Source organism: Reyranella sp. (assembly GCF_965229815.1).
Classification (GTDB): Bacteria; Pseudomonadota; Alphaproteobacteria; order Reyranellales; family Reyranellaceae; genus Reyranella.
Window position 1 is genome coordinate 1,616,789 of the sequence record NZ_CBDDJN010000006.1, and the last position, 23,886, is coordinate 1,640,674.

At 64.9% G+C, this 23,886-nt stretch carries 24 protein-coding genes and 1 pseudogene; 12 read left to right on the top strand and 13 right to left on the bottom strand.

Features of this window, described 5'->3' with window-relative positions; all coding sequences use genetic code 11:
• Window positions 1-137: 137 nt before the first annotated feature.
• On the top strand, window positions 138-1,208 hold the full coding sequence (locus ACO073_RS19085) for an endonuclease/exonuclease/phosphatase family protein (RefSeq protein ID WP_421999354.1): 1,071 nt from the start codon (window positions 138-140) through the stop codon (window positions 1,206-1,208).
• Window positions 1,209-1,385: 177 nt separating this feature from the next.
• On the opposite strand, the gene ACO073_RS19090 is transcribed toward ACO073_RS19085, so the two are convergent.
• Complete coding sequence (locus tag ACO073_RS19090) at window positions 1,386-1,823, bottom strand: VOC family protein (RefSeq protein WP_421999356.1); 438 nt, start codon at window positions 1,821-1,823, stop codon at window positions 1,386-1,388.
• Window positions 1,824-1,911: 88 nt separating this feature from the next.
• Between ACO073_RS19090 and ACO073_RS19095 the strand changes: the two genes are divergently transcribed.
• Window positions 1,912-2,760 carry an SDR family NAD(P)-dependent oxidoreductase gene (locus tag ACO073_RS19095; protein ID WP_421999358.1) on the top strand — a complete coding sequence of 283 codons (849 nt, stop codon included), beginning with the start codon at window positions 1,912-1,914 and terminating at the stop codon, window positions 2,758-2,760.
• 443 nt (window positions 2,761-3,203) lie between these two features.
• Window positions 3,204-4,382, top strand: coding sequence for an abortive infection family protein (locus tag ACO073_RS19100; protein ID WP_421999360.1), 1,179 nt, complete (start codon window positions 3,204-3,206; stop codon window positions 4,380-4,382).
• Window positions 4,383-4,426: 44 nt separating this feature from the next.
• Here the strand turns inward: ACO073_RS19100 and ACO073_RS19105 are convergent, their stop codons facing one another.
• From ACO073_RS19105 to fghA, 3 genes are all read right to left on the bottom strand, one after another.
• Entirely contained in the window at window positions 4,427-5,095 is a 669-nt protein-coding gene (locus tag ACO073_RS19105) for a Shedu anti-phage system protein SduA domain-containing protein (RefSeq protein ID WP_421999362.1), read from the bottom strand.
• A gap of 3 nt (window positions 5,096-5,098) precedes the next feature.
• Complete coding sequence (locus ACO073_RS19110) at window positions 5,099-5,251, bottom strand: hypothetical protein (protein ID WP_421999364.1); 153 nt, start codon at window positions 5,249-5,251, stop codon at window positions 5,099-5,101.
• A gap of 207 nt (window positions 5,252-5,458) precedes the next feature.
• Window positions 5,459-6,304 carry an S-formylglutathione hydrolase gene (gene fghA, locus ACO073_RS19115; RefSeq protein WP_422002179.1) on the bottom strand — a complete coding sequence of 282 codons (846 nt, stop codon included), beginning with the start codon at window positions 6,302-6,304 and terminating at the stop codon, window positions 5,459-5,461.
• A gap of 142 nt (window positions 6,305-6,446) precedes the next feature.
• Here fghA and ACO073_RS19120 point away from each other — a divergent pair, with 142 nt between their 5' ends.
• Complete coding sequence (locus tag ACO073_RS19120; RefSeq protein ID WP_421999366.1) at window positions 6,447-6,710, top strand: antitoxin; 264 nt, start codon at window positions 6,447-6,449, stop codon at window positions 6,708-6,710.
• Window positions 6,707-7,113 (top strand): annotated as a pseudogene (locus tag ACO073_RS19125) (type II toxin-antitoxin system VapC family toxin). The gene ACO073_RS19120 and the pseudogene ACO073_RS19125 overlap by 4 nt, the downstream one beginning before the upstream one ends.
• 429 nt (window positions 7,114-7,542) lie before the next feature.
• On the opposite strand, the gene ACO073_RS19130 reads toward ACO073_RS19125, so the two are convergent.
• Window positions 7,543-9,171 carry an ABC-F family ATP-binding cassette domain-containing protein gene (locus ACO073_RS19130; RefSeq protein ID WP_421999367.1) on the bottom strand — a complete coding sequence of 543 codons (1,629 nt, stop codon included), beginning with the start codon at window positions 9,169-9,171 and terminating at the stop codon, window positions 7,543-7,545.
• Window positions 9,172-9,247: 76 nt separating this feature from the next.
• On the bottom strand, window positions 9,248-9,616 hold the full coding sequence (locus tag ACO073_RS19135; protein WP_421999369.1) for a hypothetical protein: 369 nt from the start codon (window positions 9,614-9,616) through the stop codon (window positions 9,248-9,250).
• Window positions 9,617-9,837: 221 nt separating this feature from the next.
• On the opposite strand from ACO073_RS19135, the gene ACO073_RS19140 reads away from it, so the two are divergent.
• A complete protein-coding gene (locus ACO073_RS19140) occupies window positions 9,838-10,008 on the top strand; it encodes a hypothetical protein (protein ID WP_421999371.1) in 171 nt (56 codons plus the stop codon).
• Between the two features lie 466 nt (window positions 10,009-10,474).
• Here ACO073_RS19140 and ACO073_RS19145 read toward each other — a convergent pair whose 3' ends face one another.
• Window positions 10,475-10,903: a hypothetical protein gene (locus tag ACO073_RS19145; RefSeq protein ID WP_421999373.1), complete on the bottom strand. Its 429-nt coding sequence runs from the start codon at window positions 10,901-10,903 to the stop codon at window positions 10,475-10,477.
• 435 nt (window positions 10,904-11,338) lie between these two features.
• Between ACO073_RS19145 and ACO073_RS19150 the strand changes: the two genes are divergently transcribed.
• From ACO073_RS19150 to ACO073_RS19165, 4 genes are all read left to right on the top strand, one after another.
• The gene (locus ACO073_RS19150; protein WP_421999374.1) at window positions 11,339-11,800 is read left to right on the top strand and encodes an Rrf2 family transcriptional regulator; all 462 of its coding nucleotides are present in this window, start codon (window positions 11,339-11,341) and stop codon (window positions 11,798-11,800) included.
• Window positions 11,790-12,683, top strand: coding sequence for an NAD(P)/FAD-dependent oxidoreductase (locus ACO073_RS19155; protein WP_421999375.1), 894 nt, complete (start codon window positions 11,790-11,792; stop codon window positions 12,681-12,683). Before ACO073_RS19150 ends, ACO073_RS19155 begins: the two co-directional genes overlap by 11 nt.
• 3 nt (window positions 12,684-12,686) lie before the next feature.
• Complete coding sequence (locus ACO073_RS19160; protein ID WP_421999377.1) at window positions 12,687-13,355, top strand: class I SAM-dependent methyltransferase; 669 nt, start codon at window positions 12,687-12,689, stop codon at window positions 13,353-13,355.
• Window positions 13,356-13,442: 87 nt separating this feature from the next.
• Window positions 13,443-13,727, top strand: coding sequence for a hypothetical protein (locus ACO073_RS19165; RefSeq protein ID WP_421999379.1), 285 nt, complete (start codon window positions 13,443-13,445; stop codon window positions 13,725-13,727).
• A gap of 67 nt (window positions 13,728-13,794) precedes the next feature.
• Here the strand turns inward: ACO073_RS19165 and ACO073_RS19170 are convergent, their stop codons facing one another.
• A complete protein-coding gene (locus ACO073_RS19170) occupies window positions 13,795-14,148 on the bottom strand; it encodes a hypothetical protein (RefSeq protein ID WP_421999380.1) in 354 nt (117 codons plus the stop codon).
• An 881-nt stretch (window positions 14,149-15,029) separates the two neighbouring features.
• Here ACO073_RS19170 and ACO073_RS19175 point away from each other — a divergent pair.
• Complete coding sequence (locus ACO073_RS19175) at window positions 15,030-16,178, top strand: adenylosuccinate synthetase (RefSeq protein ID WP_421999382.1); 1,149 nt, start codon at window positions 15,030-15,032, stop codon at window positions 16,176-16,178.
• Window positions 16,169-16,867, top strand: a complete 699-nt coding sequence (locus ACO073_RS19180; protein ID WP_421999384.1) for a DUF7002 family protein — start codon at window positions 16,169-16,171, stop codon at window positions 16,865-16,867. Before ACO073_RS19175 ends, ACO073_RS19180 begins: the two co-directional genes overlap by 10 nt.
• A gap of 17 nt (window positions 16,868-16,884) precedes the next feature.
• Here the strand turns inward: ACO073_RS19180 and ACO073_RS19185 are convergent, their stop codons facing one another.
• The 5 genes from ACO073_RS19185 to ACO073_RS19205 form a co-directional block, all read right to left on the bottom strand.
• On the bottom strand, window positions 16,885-18,261 hold the full coding sequence (locus ACO073_RS19185; protein WP_421999386.1) for a hypothetical protein: 1,377 nt from the start codon (window positions 18,259-18,261) through the stop codon (window positions 16,885-16,887).
• A gap of 170 nt (window positions 18,262-18,431) precedes the next feature.
• The gene (gene guaA / locus ACO073_RS19190) at window positions 18,432-19,982 is read right to left on the bottom strand and encodes a glutamine-hydrolyzing GMP synthase (RefSeq protein ID WP_421999387.1); all 1,551 of its coding nucleotides are present in this window, start codon (window positions 19,980-19,982) and stop codon (window positions 18,432-18,434) included.
• Window positions 19,983-20,161: 179 nt separating this feature from the next.
• Window positions 20,162-21,337, bottom strand: coding sequence for an acyl-CoA dehydrogenase family protein (locus tag ACO073_RS19195; RefSeq protein WP_421999389.1), 1,176 nt, complete (start codon window positions 21,335-21,337; stop codon window positions 20,162-20,164).
• 311 nt (window positions 21,338-21,648) lie between these two features.
• Window positions 21,649-22,212, bottom strand: coding sequence for a GNAT family N-acetyltransferase (locus ACO073_RS19200; RefSeq protein WP_421999391.1), 564 nt, complete (start codon window positions 22,210-22,212; stop codon window positions 21,649-21,651).
• Complete coding sequence (locus ACO073_RS19205) at window positions 22,209-23,756, bottom strand: methyltransferase domain-containing protein (protein WP_421999392.1); 1,548 nt, start codon at window positions 23,754-23,756, stop codon at window positions 22,209-22,211. Before ACO073_RS19205 ends, ACO073_RS19200 begins: the two co-directional genes overlap by 4 nt.
• Between the last annotated feature and the right edge of the window lie 130 nt (window positions 23,757-23,886).

Consider the following 23,886-nt stretch of genomic DNA (forward strand, 5'->3'; position numbering starts at 1 on the left):
TCCGTCGGCGCAGACGCCGACACCTCCCCAACGTCGTTGGGGAGGAAGCTGCCGACCGACACTATTGTCGGCCGCGTCCATCTCCGCGACCATCCCGGTCGCGAGGCGCAGGTTCCCGGAGGCGAGACGGACACGACATGATCGAATGGATCGGCATCGGCGCGGCCGTGCTGTGCGGCCTGATGACCGCGGCCACGGCGCTCGCGCTCATCGACACGGACAAGTGGTGGATCCGCGTCCTCGACTTTCCGCGGCTGCAGTTCGCCGCGGTGCTGCTCGGCGCTCTCGTCGTCACCGCCGCGACCCGGCCGGGCGGAGCCGTGGCGCTCGCCGTCCTCGCGGCCGGCGGCGTCGCGCTGGCGTGGCAGGTGCGGGTGATCCTGCCCTACACGCCGCTGTGGAAGCGCCAGATGCGCGCCGCGCCGGGCGCTCCCGACGCGGAGCGCGTCCGGCTGCTGATCGCCAACGTGCTGCAGGACAATCGCGACTCGGCGCGCCTGCTGCGCCGCATCGAGGAGACCGATCCCGACCTCATCCTGCTGACCGAGATCGACGGGCGCTGGACGCGCGAGCTCGCGCGGCTGGCCGAGACGCATCCCCACACGATCCTCGAGCCGCGCCCCAACACCTACGGCATCGGCCTCTGGTCCCGCCTGCGGCTGGCCGGCGGCGAGGTCCGCCACCTGCTCTACGACGACATCCCCTCGATCCGCACGCAGGTCGCCCTGGACTCCGGCGCCACCTTCACCCTGTGGGCCGTCCATCCCTCGCCGCCGCGCCCCGGCGACGACACCGCCGAGCGCGACGCCGAGCTGCTCGTGGTGGCCAAGGAAGCGGCGGCGACGCCCGGGCCGGCCATCGTCACCGGCGACCTCAACGACGTCGCCTGGTCGGAGACGACCAGCCTGTTCCAGCGCATCAGCGGCCTGCTCGACCCGCGCGTCGGGCGCGGCTTCTACGCCACCTTCAACGCCAACTGGCCGCTGCTGCGCTGGCCGCTCGACCACCTCTTCGCGTCGCGCGACTGGACCCTGGGCGAGTTCCGCCGGCTGGGGCCCATCGGCTCCGATCACTTCCCCATCCTGGTCGAGCTGCACCACCATCGCGAGGCGGCGGCGGGCCAGGAGAGACAGCACGAGAAGCCCGGCGATGCGGAGAAGGCGGAAGAGCACATCGCCGACGGGCGGGAGGCGGCTTCCGGCGCGTGAGGGTGTAGCGCGCCAGAGAGTCGGTGCTCCCCCATGGCATCTCCTCCCCACGCAACGCGTGGGGAGGTGTCCGCGCAGCGGACGGAGGGGTCATGGGCAGCACCGACGCCGTGACTCATGACCCCTCCGTCGGCGCAGACGCCGACACCTCCCCAACGTCGTTGGGGAGGAAGCTCTTCAGCCCAGCTCCTGCGCGAGCCCGATGAGGATCCCCTCGGGCCCGCGGATGTAGCAGAGGCGATACATGTCCCGGTACCGCACCACCTCGCCCACGAGCTGCGCGCCGTGCGGGCGCAGGCGGTCCAGCGTCTCGCCGAGATCGTCGACGGCGAACATGACGCGCAGGTAGCCGAGCGCATTGACCGGGGCGTTGCGGTGGTCCGCGACCACGGCCGGCGCCAGGAAGCGCGACAGTTCGAGCCGGGAATGGCCGTCGGGCGTGCGCATCATGGCGATCTCGACGCGCTGGTCGCCGAGGCCGGTGACCCGCCCGGCCCATTCGCCCTCGACCATGGCCTTCCCTTCGAGATCGAGCCCGAGTTCACGAAAGAACGCGATCGCCGCGTCGAGGTCCTCGACGACGATCCCGACATTGTCCATCCGCTTGAGCGCCATGGCGTCCGATCCGCAGGCTGTTGTCCGATGCCCTCAAGCCCTAGCATGCCAACCCAACGACCGCGCAGCGGCATACGGGAGAAACGCCATGGAGATTTCCGGCAAGACCGCCATCGTCACCGGGGCCGCCTCCGGCATCGGCTTCGGGATCGCGACGGCGCTGGCCGAGGCCGGCGCCAACGTGGTGATGGCCGACATCGAGAAGGAGGCGGTCGAGCAGGCCGCGCACCGCCTGTCTGGCACCAACAAGTCCGGCACCAACAAGCAGGTCCACCCGGTGCGCATCGACGTCACCCAGGAACAGTCGGTGATCGCCGCGCTCGCCGAGGCCGAGCGCCGCTTCGGCAGGCTCCACATCGCCTGCAACAACGCCGGCGTGCCGATGCACGGCACGAAGCTGGTCGACGTGCCGGTGGCCGACTGGGCCTTCGTCCTCGGCGTCAACGTCTGGGGCGTCATCCACGGCATCCGCCACTTCGTGCCGGCGATCCTGAAGCACGGCGAGGACGGGCACGTCGTCAACACCGCCTCGGTCGCCGCGACGCAGAACCGCCGCGGCACCGACCAGGGCCCCTACTCGATGAGCAAGTACGCCGTGCTGTCGCTCACCGAGGCGCTGGAGCACGAGCTCGACGGCACCCGGGTCGGCGTGACCGCGCTCTGCCCCGGCCCGATCGCCACCAACCTGGCCCAGGGCGCCCGCCACCGCCCCGACCATCTCGGCGGCCCCGAGACGCGCCCGACCGCCGAGGCGGTCATGGCCGAGCGCCTGGCCCGGACCGGCATCGACCCGATGCGGGTCGGCGAGCGCGTGATCGAGGCGATCCGCAACAAGACCTTCTATGCGTTCGTGAGCGCGGTGCCGGTCGACACGATAAAGGCGCGGCACCGGCGGATCGAGGAGGCGATGGAGAGCCGGTGGGTGACCGCGTATTAGGGGCTACGGACCGGTGCAATGGAACCTCATACTCTAGAGATGCCGTAACTTCCTGGCATCGAACAATGCCGAGCCACCATCTCCTATCCACATTGGCAACCTCGGTGGCGCGGATTCGGCGATCAGGCTACTGCCCATGAACATCGGTCCTATGCCTGGTCAGCGGGGCGCGAACATCATTCCAAATAAGTCATGCCAAGCGGCCCGCGCTAGATCGCTTGTTCAAGACGTGGTCAGCAACCCCGTCACGCCAAAACTGGCGGTCAGCATGCCAAGCAGGCAGTAGTTGGCTGCGATGCACTATCTGAGATGACGCCGCTGAGGGAAGGCTTGGCATTGCGCCGCCGTCGCCCGCCAGGGTTACTGGGCGACGCCCTGGATATAATCACAGGACCCTTTACTTACCGACTCTCGGACCATCTCCGTCGGCTATACTGGCGATCATGGCCAAATCCGTCCCGCCTGAAATGTTGAGAGAGCTGCGCCATCAGCTTGCGTTAGCAATATCCGATGCAAAGGCGTATGAGATACCGGCGCTTTGCCGGCAGCTCAACCTTGCCGATGGAAGCCAACAGGAAGCATTTGCGAGTAAGTATAGGTACGCCCAGAGACGGCTTACCGAAGTTAGTGGCGCTGAGGTGATCGCGAGTGCTCGCGCCTATCTTGTCGAAGACGACCATTTCGCTATTTCCGAACAAGTGGCCAAGATCGACGAAATAGGCGGGCCGCCTATTTCGACCCTCACTCGTCGTCGGCTTATTGCTCTATTCGAAAGTGGCCCCCTCGCGACAGAAGTCGACGACATCGAATTGCTTCGATCCGTTTGGCCAATCTCCAAGATGCCTGCACCAAGCCAAGGCCCCGGATACACCCTAGAGGACGACATCCTCCGACATACCGTTCGAAACGAGGATTGGAGCCAACGACAGTTGCTAGAAACTATTGGACTCCTGACATGCTCGCGTATGTTGCTGTTTAAATTCCTCGCCGCAGTTACAGCGCCAGACGTTCAAACGGCATCGGCTCAAACGAAACTCGCGGCAGCCATTGACCGCTATCTACGCTCCGACGGATACACGCTCACAGTTGTCGGCAAGATATCCGGGAGTCCGAGCTACGCAGTGCAACTCCTTCCTAGCGGCTCTCCGGCAGACGAGGCCATCTCTATAAAACTCGCTGCATTTGATCCAACCCAAGTGCATGCTCGATGGGCGGCCGCATTGGAGCGCCGGACGACAGAGCCCGAAGGCGCAATAACATTGGCGCGCACGCTTCTGGAAGATGTTTGCAAATGGATACTTCATCACGCTGACGAGTCCTGGCAGGAAGGCGACGACCTTCCCACACTGTATCGAAAGCTGGCCAAGGTGCTTAAACTTGCGCCTGACGAACATACGGAGCAAGTTTTCAAACAGATCCTAGGAAGCTGCCAATCCGTCGTAGAGGCTCTCGGCTCCCTGCGAAACAAGTTGAGTGATGCCCACAGCAGCGGACCCAAGCGTGCTCGCCCTCATCCACGTCACGCTGAACTCGCCGTCAATCTTTCTGGAGCAATGTCTACCTTTCTCGTTTCAACTTGGGAAGCGAGGCAAAAAGAACGATCATGTACTCTCAAAGAATAATGACGCAACCCATAACGACTTGCGTCCGACGCCTCTCCAAATGGCTAGCGCCGCTGACGTACTTCTAAGTCTGACCTTAACCTACTGATAATTCGACGATAGCTCACAACATCAATCTTAGAGTTGTTCCCCACATAATTTGACCTGCACTGTCGCTGCGCATCACTTTCTCTCTCAGAGTCGCCGATTAAAAGTATTGCGCCTTCCGGTTGCACTAGCTCCGAGACATGAACATTGCTCCGGACGGCATCGATATAATTCTGAAAGTGGTCTAAGTAGGCATTGCATTGCGCGATCGCCTTGTTGCCTTCCGCGCTATAGCCATCTCCAGCTCGATTGGCGAACTGGACGTCAAAACGTTTGAGCTCCACGACGTGCCAGTAGTAGCCAAGAGATGACCGCGTTGCGATCAGAAAGTCAGGCACGAGCCCGCGTGTTCCGTCCGCGCCTCTAGGCTTGATCATCGCTTTGGGAAATACCCAAATGCCCTGATGGCCAGATCCTTTGACGGCGTACTGAATCAGGTACGGATTCGCCGTTAGGACCTTTTGAATAGCTTCCTCGCTACCTGCCCTAAGCGCAACTAGCAGCATATCCAAAAGCGAAGATTTTACGTCTGGAGGCCAGCCAAACTTAGCGCTCGGAAATTGTTGAACAAGCTCCCGTCTGGTCGCGGCCAAATCCTCAGAAGTAACTCGCCTAAAGGTGATCACTTCTCACTCCCGCTCAATCGCCCCCGGCGGCTTTGGCGGAATGTTAACCGTCACCCGGTTGATCCCCCCGCACCTCGTGATGACGTGGTTGGCAACGCGGCCAAGGGCAAGGCCGCACGGATCGTAGTCCACCATCATGCTGTCTGTCGACGTCACGCCTCATGGTGAGGCGTCAGATCATGGCGCAGGGCGACACGGCAACGAGATGGTTAGTCGGCTCGTTGAGCACCAGGAAGTTGGGCGAGTCGAACAGCATCAGGGCCAACCAGGCGGGCCTTCTCGAAATTCGAGGAACACGTCCGGCGCGTCTGGTCCGTCATTGCAAAGCCAATCTCGGGGGCCGAGGAGCCGCGCCGTTCCCAGTCAAAGCGGAGCCCCGAGCCTCTCGGCATGCCACCTCAGGTGATCCTCGATGAAGCTCTGGATGAACCAGTAGGAATGGTCGTAGCCCTCGTGCCGGCGCAGGATCACCTCCTGCCCGGCGTCGCGGGCGGCCGCTTCGAGTGCGTCGGGGCGGAGCTGGCTGTCGAGGAACTGGTCCTGCAGGCCCTGGTCGACCAGGATGGGTCCGGGAAACGGCGCCTTGCGCATCAGCAGGGTGGCGTCCCAGTCGGCCCAGCGCGCGCGATCGGGGCCGAGGTAGCCGCCGAAGGCCTTGATGCCCCACGGCACCGAAACCGGGTTGGCGATCGGCGCGAAGGCCGAGACCGAGCGCCAGGCGCCCGGCGTCTTCAGCGCGACCACGAGCGCGCCGTGGCCGCCCATCGAGTGGCCGAAGATGCCCCGGCGCTGCCCGTCGGCGGGGAACCGGGCCTCGACCAGCGCCGGCAGCTCCGCGGTCACCCAGGAGAACATGCGGTAGTGGCGGCGCCACGGCTCGGCCTCGGCGTCGAGATAGAAGCCGGCGCCGCTGCCGAAGTCCCAGCTGTCGTCCTCCCCCGGCAGGCCGAGGCCGCGCGGGCTGGTGTCGGGCGCCACCAGGATGAGCCCGAGCTCGGCGGCGAGGCGCAGGGCCCCCGCCTTGATCATGAACGTCTCTTCCGTGCAGGTGAGCCCCGCCAGGAAGTAGAGCACCGGCCGGCGGCGGCCCGCGACGGCGGCGGGCGGCAGGTAGACGGCGAAATTCATCTCGGCGCCGATCTCGCGCGACGCATGGGAATAGAAGCCGATGGTCCCGCCGAAGCAGGCCTGCTCGCTGCGAACTTTCAGCACGCTTTGTCTCACACACGGTTGCGATGGGCCGGGCATCGTAGAGAGAAGGCTGGCCGAGCGCCATGATCCGGGACACTCCAGGCTTCAAGAATGGAAGTCCGCGCCGTATATGCCTGCAAGCGTATTCACGAGGCTGTCCATGCTCCAGTTCGCCAAGGTGTTCCGCTCCGGCAACTCGCAGGCCGTCCAGCTGCCCAAGGCGTTCCGCTTCGACGTCGAGGAGGTCGAGGTCTCGCGCGAGGGCAATGCGGTGATCCTGCGGCCCCGCCGCAGCGGCTCGACGCGCTGGGCCTCGCTGCGCGCCGCCGTGGAGCGCGGGTTCAGCGCGGACCTCATGGCGGACGGCCGCGAGCAGCCGGACGCCCAGAACCGGCCCGGCCTCGACGAGGCTTTCGGCCGTTGACCTGGCTGCTCGACACCAACGCCGTCATCGCCCTGGTGACGCGCCGGTCCGAGCCCTTGCTCCGTCGCGTCGGGGCGGCGGCGCCGGGAACGCTGGCCGTTTCCGCCATCGTCGCGCACGAGCTCTATTTCGGCGCCTATCGCAGCCAGAAGGTCGAGAGTTCAACCTCGAGACTCTGCGCCTGCTCCTGGCCGATCTCGTCGTGCTGGATCTCGACCGGGAGGATGCCCGGGCCGCCGGCGAGATCCGGGCCGCGCTGGCCCGGCAGGGCACGCCGATCGGCCCCTACGATGTGCTGATCGCCGGTCAGGCAAAGGCGCGCGCCCTGACGCTCGTCACCGGCAACCTGGCCGAGTTCCAGCGCGTCGAGGGGCTGCGAATCGAGGATTGGACGCGGCCCTGAAGCACGATGACTTGAGATCCATCGTCATCTTGGCGGGGGCGCGCCACGCCGAAGTGTGAAGCTACCGGAGCACGCCCGAGCAACGACAATCGGGTTCCTCTCGCCCGTTAGACCAGGGGGAGAGGCCAGGTGAGGGGGTAGAAGGCTGCCTGCAGCCCCCTCACCCACCCTCTCCCCCTAACGGGGGAGAGGAGCATGAGGAAGAATGCGTTCTTTCACATTCTCTCCGCGGCGCGTCGTGGGAGCGCGGACCTCCAGGTCCGCCTCATGATCCTGAGCGGACCTGGAGGTCCGCGCTCCCATGGCTTTCCAACCTCTGCGCGGCACTCATGGGCTGTCGTCGCCAAGACGCGTCCATTGACGCGCGCCCAGTCCTGAATCGATCCGATGTCATCCCGCTGTAGGCGGACCGAAGAGCGCCGGCTCCTTCTAGGCCCCCGGATGCAGCCCCGGCGCCTCGCGGCCCGTCCGCGCCACGTACTCCGTGTAGCCGCCGCCGTACTGGTGCACGCCCTCGGGCGTCAGCTCGAGCACGCGGTTGGACAGCGCGGCCAGGAAATGGCGGTCGTGGCTGACGAACAGCATCGTGCCCTCGAAGTCCGCGAGGGCGGCGACCAGCATCTCCTTGGTCGCCATGTCGAGATGGTTGGTCGGCTCGTCGAGCACCAGGAAGTTGGGCGGGTCGAACAGCATCAGGGCCATGACCAGGCGGGCCTTCTCGCCGCCCGAGAGCACGCGGCAGGGCTTCTCGACGTCGTCGCCGGAGAAGCCGAAGCAGCCGGCCAGCGTCTTCAGCGCGCCCGTGCCGGCCTGCGGGAAGGCCGCGTCGAGGGATTCGAAGACCGTGTCGTCGCCGTCCAGCAGGTCCATGGAATGCTGGGCGAAGTAGCCCATGCGCACGCTGGCGCCCAGGCTCACCGTGCCCCGGTCGGGCTCGGTGGCGCCGGCCACCAGCTTCAGGAGCGTCGACTTGCCGGCGCCGTTGGCGCCCAGCACCGCCCAGCGCTCCTGGCGGCGCAGGCGCAGGTCGAGCCCGGCATAGACCGGCTGGGGACCGTAGGCCTTGTGGACGTCGCGGAAGCTCGCCACGTCGTCGCCCGAGCGCGGCGGGGTGCGGAACTCGAAGCGCACGGACTGGCGGCGGCGCGGCGGCTCGACCTTCTCGATCTTGTCGAGCTTCTTCACGCGGCTCTGGACCTGGGCGGCGTGCGAGGCGCGCGCCTTGAAGCGCTCGATGAACTTCATCTCCTTGGCCAGCATCGCCTGCTGGCGCTCGAACTGCGCCTGGCGCTGGCGCTCGCCCAGCGCCCGCTGCTGCTCGTAGAAGTCGTAGCCGCCGGAATAGGTGGTGAGCGCGCCGCCGTCGATCTCGACGATCCTGCCGACGATGCGGCTCATGAACTCGCGGTCGTGCGAGGTCATCAGCAGCGCGCCGTCGTACTGCTTCAGGAAGTCCTCCAGCCAGATCAGGCTCTCGAGGTCGAGATGGTTGCTGGGCTCGTCGAGCAGCATGGCGTCGGGCCGCATCAGCAGGATGCGGGCGAGCGCCACGCGCATCTTCCAGCCGCCGGAGAGCAGGCCGACGTCGCCGTCCATGCGCTCCGGGCTGAAGCTCAGCCCCGCCAGCACCTCGCGCGCGCGGGCCTCCAGCGCGTAGCCGTCGAGCTCCTCGAAGCGGGCCTGGACCTCGCCGTAGCGCTCGACCAGGGCGTCCATCCTGTCGGCCTGTTCCGGGTCGGCCATGGCGGTCTCGAGCCCGGCGATCTCGGCGGCGAGCGCGCTCACCGGCCCGACGCCGTCCATCACCGCCGCGACCGCGCTCCTGCCCGACATCTCGCCGACGTCCTGGCTGAAGTAGCCGATGGTCGTGCCGGGATCGACCACGACCTGGCCGTCGTCGGGCGCCTCCTCGCCGGCGATCATGCGGAAGAGCGTCGACTTGCCGGCGCCGTTGGGCCCGACCAGCCCCACCTTCTCGCCCTTCTGCAGGACCATCGAGGCGTCGATGAACAGGATCTGGTGGCCGTGCTGCTTGCCGATATTGTCGAGGCGGATCATGGGCGCCGGTATCGGCGGGCGCGCGCCGTGGTGCAAGCCGCGCGACGCCGCAGGACGGCGGCGGCGGAAAGCCCGCTCAGTACGCCTGCTGCAGCATCAGCCAGTCCTTCGCCTTCTGCCGGCTGCGGAAGAGCTTCATGCGCCGCTCCGCCGCGGCCAGGGCGCCCAGCAGCGGCGTGAAGCGGTTGGCCTGGTCCTGGGTCACGAGCATCGCCAGCGGCCCGATCGGGCCCTTGTCGTGGAAGGAGCGGATCTGCCAGACGAGCTCCAGCACCTCGTCCGGGGCCATGGACGACGTCGCTTCCCGGCTGTCGAACAGCTTGCGAAAGCCGAGCTGGGCGGAGATCGCGTCCAGGAAGTCTGCAGCCTCGCGGAAAGAAATGTCGCCCTCGGCGTCCGCGGACAACATCCGGGATTCGAGATCGACGACATAGCGGATGGGCATGACGCGGGCATTTTAGCAGATTCGCGCCGCGGGCCTTGGCCATATTGCGCAAACTCCTGCAACAATCGTTTGCACGCCGGGGGAAGATATCGGCGCGCAAGGTTTGCCGGCCGTCGATCGGCGAGAGCCCGCGTCACCGAATGGACATCGGGCCCCCGGATTGAAGGCCGGCGCGGGCCGGCGCTATATCGGCGGAGTTAACCCATCCTCGATCGAGTGAAATGCAGCATTCCAGGAACGAGCTCATGGCGACCGCCCGGATCATCGCCCGCGTGATGGCCGACCTCCGGCCGCCGGCCGAGGCACAGATCCCGGACTCCCCGTCCGCCAAGCAGACCGCCGCGGCCGCGACTCCGCTCCCCCGCAACGCGGCGGGATGGGTGGTTCACTGAACCGGGACGGCTGACGGGTTCACCTTCGGTCGAGGCGACCGGCTCCCGGCCTTCACCGAATTGACATCCATTCCTTGGATTGAAGCTCCCCAGGCCGCGGCGCTATATCTACGATCCTGACGTCATCCATTTGAGTGATATGGCCCATTCAAAGGAAGTCCTCCTGGCGACTGCCCGGGTCATGGCGCGGGTGATGGCCGACCTTCGGCAGGCCGAAGGAAAGACCCCGGACTCCCCCCTTCCCGCCACGCCACCCGTCACGGCGCCTCTCCCGCGCAACTGGGCGGGATGGCTGGCTCCCTGACGCGACACCGGCGGCCCGAGCCGGGCCCGCTGGCTTCCAGCCGGCTCATGATCCCGAGCGAGCCGGAGGCTCGCGGTCCGGATGACGGCAGACCACCCCGTCGAGCGCAACAAGGGTCGAGTGCGGCTGGCCAGAATGATCCTCAGTCGGCAAACGCCGCGGTCATCGCGCCGGAAAGATCTCCGCTTCCTCTTCCTCCGTGTAGGCCGTGCCCACGATCAGCTCGCCCGCGTCGAGCCTGTAGGGGACGACGACCTTGATCGCATAGTCGTCCCGGTGCTCCAGCGACACGGTGATCGCATCGGTCCTTTCCCCGGTCACGGGGAACGTCACCCATGCGTCGCAAGCGACCGCGGTCGCCTTGTACTCGCCCGCCCGGGCCGATGCGCCGAAGGCTCCCTTGAGCAGGGCGATCATTTCGGTCGGTCTCATGGGATCGCCCTCGTGGTAGACGCCGATCTGGACGACCTGCCCGTCGGGCCGCATCCCCGCGCCGAAGGGGCTGAATCTGCCCAGCTCGGTCAGGAGTTGCCGCGCCAGCGGCAGCACCGAATCCAGGAGGGCCCCACAGTCGGCGATCGCATCGCTCATCGGTCGTCCCGGTCTCCCGGAGAAAGCACCGTGCCGACGGGTGTCTCCCCTCCGACGCCCCCCACTCCCACTCGATTGTTCCGAGCCATGGCAACCATCTGAATTTGAAGAAAATATTCTTCCGCTCAACTACTACCGGCCCAGGATCCGTCAGAAAATTCGCTGCTGATATCGTTACGGAACTTCAGCCAGCCTCCGCGAGCCATCTATCGACTACTATCGGCTCTCGGCGGGCTTTCTATCCTGACGTTCGAAGCGCGAGCGCGTTCAAAAGGTACCGTCAGGCATCTATCCAACGATAGCTGCGCAAGCAGAGGAAACCGAGTCTGCATCAAGTTTCCTCCACTCACAGGAGGATGGAAAATTCCCTCGGAGGTTCTGCCTCGCGAAGCACGTCACTTGACGTTTCCCCTTTCATGCATCAAATGAAGTTGCATGAGACGAGACGGCCGACTTTCCGGAGTGCTCCACGTGCTCCTGCACATGGCCGAGCGACCCGAGCCACAGACATCGGAGACGCTGGCGCGAGCCATGGGGACCAACCCGGTCGTGATCCGCCGTGTGTTGGCGGGCCTGCGCGACCGGGGTCTGGTCCGGTCCGAGAAGGGCCATGGCGGCGGCTGGACGATCGCGTGCGATCTCGCGGCAGTCAGCCTCCGCGACGTCTACGTGGCACTGGGGGAACCGGAGATTCTCGCGATCGGTAGCCGCACCGATGCGCCTGGCTGCCTCGTCGAACAAGCGGTGAATGCTGCCCTCGGTAAGGCCTTCGCTGATGCAGAGGCGCTGCTGCTGCAGCGCTTCGGCGAGGTAACATTGGCGCAGCTCAGCGCAGATTTCCACCGGCGCATGGCAGCGCGCAGAATAACCGGTACTGAGGATGCTCATGCGGCATGATGCGATCATCGTTGGCGGCGGCTTCGCCGGCCTCGCGGCCGCAACCTATCTCGTGCGAGGCCGCCGAAATGTTGTGGTGCTGGACACGGGGAAGCCACGCAACCGCTTCGCCGCTGCATCGCACGGCTTCCTTGGCCAAGACGGTAGCGACCCGCAGGCGATCATGGCCACTGCGCGCGAGCAGCTGCTACGCTACCCGACGGTCGAGTTGGTCGAGAAGGAGGTGGTCCATGCGCAGGTGGACGGTGACGGTTTTTCTGTCGACCTGGCGACGGGCGGCACACTCGTTGCCAGCAAGCTGATCCTCGCGTTCGGCCTTACCGACGAACTGCCCGACATCCCCGGCCTGCGCCAGCGCTGGGGCAAGACCGTGCTGCACTGTCCCTATTGCCACGGGATCGAGTTCAGCGATCAGCCGCTAGGCGTGCTCTATCGCGTGCCCATGTCAGTGCACCAAGCAAGCCTCATCGCCGAGTGGGGACCGACCACGCTGTTTCTCAACGGTGCTTCGCTGGGAGACGACGAAATGGCCATCCTCGCCGCACGGAAGGTGCAGGTGGAGTCAGTCGCCATCGCGGGACTGAGCGGTGACGGCACGGAACTGGCCGCAATCGAACTGCAGGATGGGCGCACGCGCGAAATCGCGGCGCTCTATACCGCCCCCGACTCCCGCTTCTCCAGCCCGTTGGCGGAACAGCTGGGGCTAGTACTGGACGAAACACCCATGGGCGCGATCATTCGGACCGACGGCGAGAAGATGACATCGGTGCCCGGTGTCTACGCGGCCGGCGATATCGCGCGCATGCCGCACGCTGTGGCTTGGGCGGTGGCGGACGGTGTGACGGCGGGCGTGTCGGCACATCGTGCCCTCGTCTTCGGCTGAGCGATGGACACCGTCCGGCCCTTCACCAATCGGGCGGCGATCGCGAGCTATGCCGAGGATACGCCGCGCAAGGTACCGGGCTATGCCGACCTGCACCGCATGGCGATGATCCTGCTGGCGGAACAGGCTCGGCCGGAGGCGCAGATACTAGTCTATGGCGCCGGTGGCGGGCTAGAAATCAAGGCGTTCAGCGAGTTGCAGACGGGTTGGCGCTTCGTCGGTATCGATCCGTCGGCCGAGATGCTCGATCTCGCCCGAACCATCCTGCCCCACCAATCACGAATTGTCCTGCAACAGGGTTATATCGACGACGCGCCGCCCGGTCCCTTCGACGGCGCCACCTGCCTGCTGACCCTGCACTTTCTCGAGCGCGCCGAGCGGCTGAAAGCCCTGCGCGCTTTGCGAAGTCGCATGCGCCCCGGCGCCCGGCTCGTTGTCGCGCACCACAGCTATTCCTCCGAAGGCGGAGCCCGGCCCTGGCTTGCGCTGTCGATCGCCTTTGCCGATCGGCCCGCCCACAATCTCCCGCGCGCTCATGCGGCGACAGAAATGATGCGCCTGCCGATCCTCTCGCCGGACGAGGACGAGGCGCTGCTCTGCGATGCAGGCTTTTCCGAAGTGTCGCTCTTCTACGCTGCGTTCAGCTTTCGCGGCTGGGTGGCGATCGCATAGGGTTGTCGGCGCCCGCCGGAACGCATCGCCGAGGCCGAGCGCCGCTTCGGCAAGCTCCACATCGCCTGCAACAACGCCGGCGTGCCGATGCACGGCACCAAGCTGGTCGACGTGCCGGTGGCCGACTGGGCCTTCGTGATCGGCGTCAACTTGAGTGAAGGTGGCGACCTCGAGACCGCGACTCTCCGACTGCCATCTGCGCGGTCAACGTTGGAACCAAATTTCCTTCACGATTTGGAGACTGCGCTTGATGCTATGGGCCGCGTACCTTGGACGACACTGAATGCGCTCAAAGGCGATGCAGACGTGCTCAAGAGTATCGACAAGGTACAGCAGATGCTGGCGTCGCTGCGCAAAAATCTGGTGGGATAATTTGGGAGTAATTGCGTGTCTTACTGCCTCGCGAGACCACGCCGCGACGCCAATAGTACGGGGAAATTCAACGCTTCTCTGTCAGTTCATAGTAGCGTTTCAAGAAGTCCCGCTTGGCAATTGGCGGGGGGAGAAATCGAACCTGGATAGGCGCAGGCACCACACCAGCGGCAGCGGCCCAGGAATTCGTCCCGGGAGGCATAATCTGTTCCTGTTCTGCGGCCAGCACTTGAAGATCGGCGCCTTTAATCGCAGACACGCTCGTTTCGTCGATGCCCAAGCGATGAAAAATTGCGGCGCCCACGTCACGCTCAATCACCTTGTATTCAGGCAGCAGCTGTTTAAGCGGACGGGTTATGTCACCCAAGAAGGCTTCCGCCGCGTCATGAAAGAGAGCCTCCATAGCGAACTCAGGCACCATGTCACTAACAAGGAGGCTATGCTCTGCAACGGAGTAAAAGTTCCGACACTGCCCTGCATAACGGCAAACGTGTGCCAACCCATGCGCGATGTCTTCAATCGTGAATTCACTATTCCATGGGTCCAACAAATCGAAACCAGCGCCGCTATGGAGAGTCATAATTGGGCCGTTTCCGTACGCGACTGCAACTACATGCTTCCGTCCCGAAATTCTGCTTCTCCTCAGCCTCTGATCTGGCGGTGCAGTCATGGCACTCCCTTCCTAGAGAGTGGTCGAGGGTTTCGTGACCACATTCTTCTGCCTCCATTCAATCTAGAACATACGCACCCACCGGAGTCGATGTGGAAAGCGTCGCCGAAGGTCAGGCAGCTTGTCACTATGGCGCACTCGCGCGTATGATGATGTAATAATTCAACCTAGGAAGCGCAATGCGGGCATTGTTCGTACTTTCGGGTCCCATCGGTGTGGGTAAATCTGAGTTCGCGCGAGCACTGGCGACAATGCTCCCGATCCACCGCGTATCCACTCGCCAGTACCTAGTTGACCATACGGGCGTTCCGAGCGAGCGCGGCCCACTGCAAGAAGCGGGAGCACGCCTCGATCGAGAAACCGGCGGTCGATGGGTGGCTGACGCAGCGAGGCAAGCGGCGGCGGCTTGTCCTGCCGATGCCCTTCTCCTTCTCGATTCAGCGAGGATCCCGGGACAGGTCGAGGCACTACGGGCCACTTTTGCCGACAAAGTGTTTCACGTCCATCTGGTCGCCGCCGAAGATGTACTTCGTGCAAGGTACGCCGCGAGGCGACACGACGTAGTCGAATATGCGACGTATGATCAAGCCCGTGCTGATCCCACGGAGGCAGCAGTCGGCGCCTTGGGGCCAATGGCCGACATAACGCTGCAAACGGACACAGCGGCCTCGGATGAATTGGCGCGTGTAGCACTTGCACTCGCGGATATCCGCCCGATTGGAGGGTGTGAGCGACTCGTAGATGTCTTCGTGGGAGGCCAGTACGGAAGCGAAGGCAAAGGAAACATATGTTCATTCCTTGCGCATCGTTACAACGTCTTGGTGCGAGTGGGAGGACCTAACGCCGGACACTTTGCGCCTGCCCCGTTATATAAGTACGTGCAACTCCCCTCCGGAACGGGCGCAAATCCGGAGGCGAAAATCCTGATCGCCGCCGGCTCAACTATATGGCTGCCACAACTAATGACGGAAATACGCGACCACGGCTTACGGCCGGACAGATTGGTAATAGACCCGCAGGCCATGATAATCGACGAGGAAGACAGGCGCATCGAGGGCGCGACTGTTGCCTCTATCGGGTCTACCCGGCAAGGCGTCGGATCTGCATCTGCAAGAAAAATCATGGGTCGTGGTAACACACCGGCTTTTGGTCCCCCCGTCGTTCTCGCGAAAAACGTGAACGAACTCGGCGAATTCGTGCGCGATACAAAGGAAGAGCTTGAGCGGGCGTTAGAACAACGCAGCAAAGTGATGCTCGAAGGAACTCAAGGAACCTCACTAAGTATTCATCACGGTTTCTACCCGCATGTCACGTCGAGAGAGACAACGGCCTCAGGTTGCCTCGCCGACGCAGGCATAGCTCCACATCGAGTGCGCAAGATTGTTATGGTCACCAGGACATATCCCATTCGCGTCGGAGGACCCTCCGGTCCAATGGGAACGGAAATTGACCTACCTACGATCGCACAGCGTTCGGGTATCGCGCTTGAGACGATGCGTACCGTAGAGAAAGGCACAATTTCGGGAACTCAGCGGCGCATCGCCGAGTTTGATTGGATGCAGCTTAGGCGATCATCGCTGTTAAACCGGCCAACAGACATCGCCCTAACCTTTGCTGACTATCATGGAATTGCGAACAGAGGCGCGAAGACATTCGCCGGTCTGTTGCCTGAAACACGAGAGTTCATCGACCGCATAGAGCGTGTCTCTGATGCGCGTGTCTCGCTCGTGTCGAAGGAGTTTGCAGCCGACGGGGTCATAGACCGGGACGGATGGCAGTGAAGGTGGAGGACCTGATATCGAAGTACCCACGCCTCTGGCATATGGCCGAATTTGGAAGTTGGCCGGCGATTGAGGCGAGAGGCCTTAGGAGTACGCGCGCCCTACTGGATGATTATGATATTCATGGAACGCGACGAAAGCAGTTGCTGTCCGAACGGCGTCCTGCATGTGTCATGCTCGAGAAGAAGGGGCTTCCAACGGCAGTCTTGAGAGACCAAATCCCTATGACGGACAAGAAGCTGGAGAACTGTCTGCAAGGTGGTCTCACGCCGTCCGATTGGTATGAGTTGCTAAATTCGCATAGCTTCTTTTGGCTGTCCCGCAACAGAATCTGGACCCTTCTGCAGGCGAGAGCGTACCGCGATCTTCGGCAAACAGTCCTTACTGTCGACACAGAAAGCCTGGTCCTCGCCTATCAGAAGAATATCTGGCTAAGCCCGATTAACAGTGGCGCAACCCTGTTCAGCCCGCAGCCCCGAGGCCCCGCGACATTTCAAAAGATAGAAGACTTTCCCTTTGAACAGCGAAGAAAAACGCGCTCGCTCCACGCCAATGTCGTCGAACTTCTTGTCCAACATTCTGTCCCCGATATTCGCGACTATGTACTGGCGGTTCACACGGTAAAGGGAGATGAAATTTTAGAAGAGATATGGCGGAGTCCACGGGCGACCGCGGCGGACCATCCTTGAATAGGGCGCAGCGACGGTCATGCTGTGACCTCTTCGCTTCTTGCAAGCCGGGCAGGTTTCGCTGCTTTCCTAGTTAGATCTGCCATGTGGCTTGTAAAGCCAATATCTCCGACAAGAACGATCCCAGCTCCATCGGGCAAAGACTCGAGAGTATACCGGAGCGCTTCCAAGCCTAGCGCGACATCAAAATTAATCCAGCTGGATGGGTCTCCGGGCACCAATATGTCCTTGCTGGTAGCTGTACCTCCGCAATGAAGCTGCACTATCCAAGCTCGCTCACCATCGTGGACCCATTCGAAGCGAACCTCGCCCAGGTATTGGGTCAGCCGAGAATAGATGGCACTCACATCTCGCGTTACCGACGTTGGAAGTATCTCAGGGCCGTCAAGCCCGAGCATGAATCGATCTCCCTCACCGTGACGCCCTTCGATGAGGAGTTCGCTCGATGCCGTGACGATGGCTGCTCCAGAAAATGCGGCTGGAACCGCGGACTGACAGAGGACAGACCTAATCGAAGTTCCTTTCGGATCTTCCGCTGCCAACAGCGCGAACGGATCGGCCCAACCCTTGACCGTAGTATATAGCCCAGGAAGAGGCTCCGCCGGGCACGTACGCGTCCACACTTCAAGAGAGCCGGTATCCGACCCAAATTGAAACGGCCTTACGCGTCGAGATATGACCAAGGTGCGAGGAACAGGTACACCTAGATACGTGGCAACGAGCAGGCCAAAGGCTTTGTCTCCGATGTGCCGACTAAACCGATTAGGCCAGGTGAATGCAGGCTTCGGCTCACCGGAAACACCTGCTTCCTTTTCCCACAAGAGCGTATGCGTTTGCCGCCAACCCCTTGGTTTTGGATGAACGCTGAACTCCAAACGTCCACCCGGCATGGATGACAATTCTGGCGCAAATCCATAGACGTTGCTCAGCATGTCAATGCCAAGGGCATAGGGCAGTGACGCTACCCCAGGCTTCTCAACGCATCGAGGAGTGTCGTCCGGCGCAAATTCGACTACATTGCCCTGCACCACGCCAGACACACCTCCATCGGCGACATCAATTGTTTCATTCACAATTAGGCAAAGGCCCGCCTTCGCAAGCCTCGCCATATTCATGAGCACCTCGTCTACAGAACCGATGCCGTAGACAAATTCCTGGCTACGTGGGCTGTTTGGGGCAAAGCTTCGAACGTTAACCGTTCCATCAGGGCTTGAGCTCAATAGAGCAGCGACCGCTGCCGCAGGATCGGAGAATTTATAGTTCGGAGGATGACCAGCGACTCTGCAGTAGGTTTGAAGGAGCACATTACTTTCAGTCGGACGAAAGCTTGCGAACTGAGCAACGTTGCCGCTCTCAGCCAATACGTCCAAGACCTCATCCTTGTAGAAAGGCATCGCTTCAATAAACCCTGTTTGGCATGCCTGCTGCGGAGCCTCGAAGAGCGATGCAGAGGCATCTGCTGCGCACCAAGTATGGCCGCTGGACCGAGTGGAGGCACGCAAATGTGCGCGGTTCTATCCACACGTTACGCGGGTTCCACAAGCGACCCAGCAAGGTTGTTCTACTATTCCCACTCGATCGTGCCCGGTGGCTTGGACGTAATGTCGTAGGTCACCCGGTTGATCCCGCGCACTTCATTGATGATGCGGTTGGCGACGCGGCCGAGGAAGGCGTGGTCGAACGGGTAGTAGTCGGCGGTCATGCCGTCGGTCGAGGTGACGGCCCTGAGCGCACACGCCTGGTCGTAGGTGCGGCCGTCGCCCATCACACCCACCGTGCGCACCGGCAGCAGCACGGCGAAGGCCTGCCAGATCTCGTCGTACAGGCCGGCCTTGCGGATCTCGTCGAGATAGACCGCATCGACCTGGCGCAGCAGGTCGAGCTTGTCCTTGGTGATCGTGCCGGGGATGCGGATCGCGAGGCCCGGGCCCGGGAACGGATGGCGGTTCACCAGGCTCGGCGGCAGGCCGAGTTCGCGGCCGAGCGCGCGCACCTCGTCCTTGAACAGCTCGCGCAGGGGCTCGACCAGCTTCAGGTGCATGCGCTCGGGCAGGCCGCCGACATTGTGATGGCTCTTGATCGTGACCGAGGGGCCGCCGGTGAAGGAGACCGATTCGATCACGTCGGGATAGAGCGTGCCCTGGGCCAGGAACTCGGCGCCGCCGACCTTCGAGGCGTGCTCCTGGAAGACGTCGATGAACAGCGCGCCGATCGTCTTGCGCTTCTGCTCGGGGTCGGTGACGCCGTCGAGCGCCTTGAGGAACAGGTCCGACGCGTCGGCGTGGATCAGCGGGATGTTGTAATGGTCGCGGAACAGGGTCACGACCTCGTCGGCCTCGTTCAGGCGCAGCAGCCCGTGGTCGACGAACACGCACTGGAGCTGGTCGCCGATCGCCTCGTGCAGCAGCACGGCCACGACCGATGAATCGACGCCGCCGGAGAGGCCGCAGATCACCTTGCCCTGGCCGACCTTGGCGCGGACCTCGGCGATGGCGCGGTCCTTGAAGGCGTGCATCGTCCAGTCGCCCTTGAAGCCCGCGATGCCCAGCGCGAAGTTGCGCAGCAGCTTGGCGCCGTCGGGCGTGTGCATCACCTCGGGGTGGAACTGCACGCCGTAGAAATGGCGCTTCTCGTCGGCGATGGCGGCGAAGGGGGCGTTCTCCGAGGTGGCGATGATCTCGAAGCCGGGCGGCAGCTTGGTGACGCGGTCGCCGTGGCTCATCCAGACCTGCTTGCGGTCGCCCGGCTGCCAGACGCCGTCGAACAGGGCGGAGGGCTTGCGGACCTCGAGCTCGGCGCGGCCGAACTCGCGATGGTGGCCGGCCTCGACCTGGCCGCCGAGCTGCTGGGCCATGGTCTGCTCGCCGTAGCAGATGCCGAGCACCGGGACCTTCGCCTGGAAGATGGCCGGATCGGCCGCCGGCGCCTGGCCCTCGATCACCGAGGCGGGGCCGCCGGAGAGCACGATGGCCCGGGGATCGAACTCGGCGAGCTTCTTCTGGTCGACGGTCTGGAAGGGGTGGATCTCGCAGTAGACCCCGGCTTCGCGCAGGCGCCGGGCAATCAGCTGGGTAACCTGGGAACCGAAATCGACGATCAGCAAACGGTCGGCCATGGGGGGATATACGGGAAGCACCCGGCGGGGTTCAATCGGGGAATCTTTGGGGGTGGCCCCCTCACCTAACCTCTCCCCCCTGAGGGGGAGAGGAACATGAAGGGGAGAGGAACATTCTTCCCCTCTTCCTCCTCTCCCCCGCGAGGGGGAGAGGTTGGGTGAGGGGGCGACCGGGAGCGTCAGCCCCAGCGGGGCTGCTCGCCGAGGTCGATGCCGAGCGCGGTCTTGGCGACGATCTCGTGGACCAGCATCGAGTTTGCCGGGTGGAAGCGGCCGCAGCGGGCGTCGCGGAAGAGCCGCTCGAGCTCGTTGGCGCGGAACATGCCGGCGCCGCCCGAGACCTCCATGGCGCCGTCGACGACCTTCCAGCAAGCCTCGACCGCGTGGTGCTTGGCCGACACGATCTTCGACGGCCAGGCGGCGCCATGGTCGACGCCCTCGACCCAGTCGCGGGCGACCTGGTCGAGATGGGCGGCCACCGGATCGAAGGCCAGCACCATGTCGGCGACCGCGTGCTGGACCTCGGGATGGTAGGCCATGCCGCGGCTGACCGCGAGCGCGGTCTTGCCCTTCACCGCCGCGGTGGCGAGGTCCAGCGCGCGCTGGGCGACGCCGCAGTAGATGTTGCCGAAGCCCAGCAGCGCCCACGCGAAGACCGCCAGGACGAAGGGATCGGCGGTGCCGGCGGGCAAGGTGCGGGCGATGTACTTGTCGGGCACGAAGGCGCCGTCGAGCTTGACGTCGTCGCTGCGCGTGGCGCGCATGCCCATCGTGTCCCAGGTCTCGACGATCGTGTACCCCATGCTGTCGCGCGGCAGGAAGCCGTGCACGATCTGCGGCCCGTTGGGCGCGTCGGCCCACAGCCCGTGCAGCCCGTAGCGCGTCCATACCGGCGCCAGGCTGCCGAACATCTTGTGGCCGGTGAAGCGGAAGCCGCCGTCGACCTTCTCGGCCTTCGCCGTCGAGAGCAGCACCGGCAGGTCGTTGCCGCGCTCGGCATGGCCGGCGGCGAAGATCTCGCCCTTCATGGCCTCGCGCAGGATCCATTCCAGCGACCTGTCGCCGGCCCGCCAGAGGTCGGCGGCGACGCCGATCCAGTAGAGGTGCATGTTGATGCCGAGCGCGGTGGCCGGCGCGTGGTAGGCGAGCCGCCGCTGCTCGCGTCCGACCTCGGCCAGGGTGAAGCCCTGCCCGCCCATCTCCTTCGGAACGTTGATGGTGAGATAGCCGGAGCGGCGCAGATCCTCGAAGTCCTCGGTGAAGAACCGGTTGTCGCGGTCGTAGGTGCCGACTCGGCCGGCGAAGCCCATGAGCGTGGTGGCGGAAAGCGTTCCGTTGGTGACGATGCTGTCCATGCGATGCCTCCTGTGGCTGCGGGACAGAGGGGGTCCGGTTGAAGAAGTCCCTGCCTTCGCCCCTCCGCCCACATCGGGGATGTTCGCCGCGCAAAGGGGCCAATCAAGGGCCGCGCCGCATCAGCGGGAAAACAGTTGCCGGAATGCTACAGGGCTGTCGCACTCTTCCGTTGCGGACCCAGCGCGTGAGTGAGCCCCTCACCTAACCTCTCCCCCTATCGCGGGAGAGGAACATGAAAAATGGAGATGGCCGACTCATGCTCCTCTCCCCCTTGGGGGAGAGGCTGGGTGAGGGGTTGACGCCCTCTTGCTCAGTCGGTCGCGAGTTTTCGGCGCACGAGGGGAGCGTCGAGGTCGCGCCAGGCGTAGGCGACCTCCTCGACGTCGCGGCCGGCGAGCGTGTCGGTGCGGTCGCCGACTCGCTGGCCGCCCATGCCCTCGTAGAAGAAGCGCGTGGGATTGTCGGCCAGCATCCAGAGCACGGCGGTGTCGCAGCCGTCGGCGCGGAGCTGGCGGAACAGCGCGTCGAGCAGGCGGCGGCCGAGGCCCTGGTTCTGGAAGTCGGGCTCGACGTAGAGCGTGTAGACCTCGCCCACCCGCACCTCGGTGCCGTCGAGCCGCTCGGGCGGATCGCGCACGGGACCGCAGGAGCCGAAGCCGACCACGCCCATCTCGGGATCGTCGGCGACGAAGATGCCGCGCGCCTCGCGCGGATCGGCGAGCAGGCGCTGCCACCAGGCCGACTGGCGAACGTCCGACATCTCCGTCAGCATCGAATCGGGCAACAGCCCGGCGTAGGTCGCCTGCCAGGTCTCGACATGGACGCGGCCGATCGCCGAGGCGTCGCCGGCACGGGCGCGGCGGATCACCGTCACGGCGCACGCTCCGGCGGGTCCACGGGCTCCGGGGCATCAGCGGCGGGCTCGTCGGATGGGGGCTCATCGGATGCGGGCTCGTCGGATGCGGACGCTTCGGATGCGGGCGCTTCGAATGCGGGCGCCTCGCTCTCCGTCCCGCCTTCCGGCTCCCAGTCGGTCCCCTCGCCGGCCAGCGCGGCGAAGTCGGTATCGACCACGACTTCCGGCTCGCCTTCCAGCGGCGGCGCCTCCCGCTGCAGCACGGCGGCGAAGAAGCCGTCGGTGCCGTGCGCCAGCGGCGACAGGCGCAGGTACGGGCCGGCCTCAAGCGCCGGCGGCGGCGGCTCGTCGCGCGCGTCGCGCCAGACCTCGGCCACCGGCACGGCGGCAAAGCCGGGATGGCGCTCCAGGAAGGACGCGATCTGGCGCTCGTTCTCGGCCGGCAGGACCGAGCAGGTGGCGTAGACCAGCCGGCCGCCCGGCTTCACCAGCCGCGCCGCGGCGTCGAGGATGGCGGCCTGCTTGGGCACCAGCTCCTCGAGGTCCTGCGGGGCGAGCGTCCAGCGGCCGTCGGGATTGCGCCGCCAGGTGCCGGTGCCGGTGCAGGGCGCGTCGACCAGCACGCGGTCGAAGGCGCCGCCCTGGCGCTTCAGCCATTTGCGGTTGTCCGGCGTGAGCGCCCGGCGCTCGACATTGTGGGCGCCGGCGCGGCGCAGCCGCAGCGCCGAGCGCTCCAGCCGGCTCTCCAGCACGTCCATGGCGACGACGCGGCCCCTGTTGTTCATGCCGGCGGCGATCGCCAGGGTCTTGCCGCCGGCGCCGGCGCAATAGTCGGCGACCTGCATGCCCGGCCGGGCGTCGACCAGCAGGGCGACGAGCTGCGAGCCCTCGTCCTGGATCTCGACCAGCCCGTTCTTGAAGGCGTCGCCGGCCACCACCGACAGGCGGCGGCGCAGGCGCAGCCCGTCGGGGGCGAGCTTCATCGCCTCGGTGTCGACGCCCTCGTCGGCCAGCGCGCGGCGCGCCTCGGCCGGCGTCGCCTTCAGCCGGTTGACGCGCAGGTCGACCGGCGGCGGCGTGTCGAGGGCGGCGATCTCGCGGCCCCAGGCCTCGCCGTAGGCCTCCCTGAGATGGGGCGCGACCCATTCCTGGACGTTGAGCCGCACCCAGTCGGGCTGGTCCGGATGGGGCAGCGAATGGCCCTCGAGCTGGCGCAGCGCGCGCGCCTCTTCCTCGTCGAGCAGGGCGGGCCGATAGCGGCCGCCGTCGTAGAGCGCGTCGATGTCGGCGAGCCTCAGCCCCTCGGTGAGCATCAGCTCGGCCGCGACCACCAGCCGGCCCGACAGTTCGGGCGCCCGCGCGCGTTCCAGCCACCAGCGCAGCTGGCCCCAGCGGCGCAGGAGGCCCCAGGCGCGGTCGGACACGGCGCGGCGGTCGCCGCCGCCGATGAAGCGACGCTGGCGGAAGTAGGCGTTGGTGACGAGGTCGGCCGGCCGCTCGGCCTGGCTGACGATCTCGTCGATAAGTTCTATGGTGGCGGCAACCCGCGCGCCCGGCGTCACGTCGATCCCTCTCTCTCGTCCCTGCCGCTACGATGAAACCGCCCGCCGCGCAACGTCCCTCTCCCTCACGGTCGCGGCATGAAGGCCTGAAGCGGGCCGGTCTGATCATAGGCGCCGTCCTTGTCGGCTT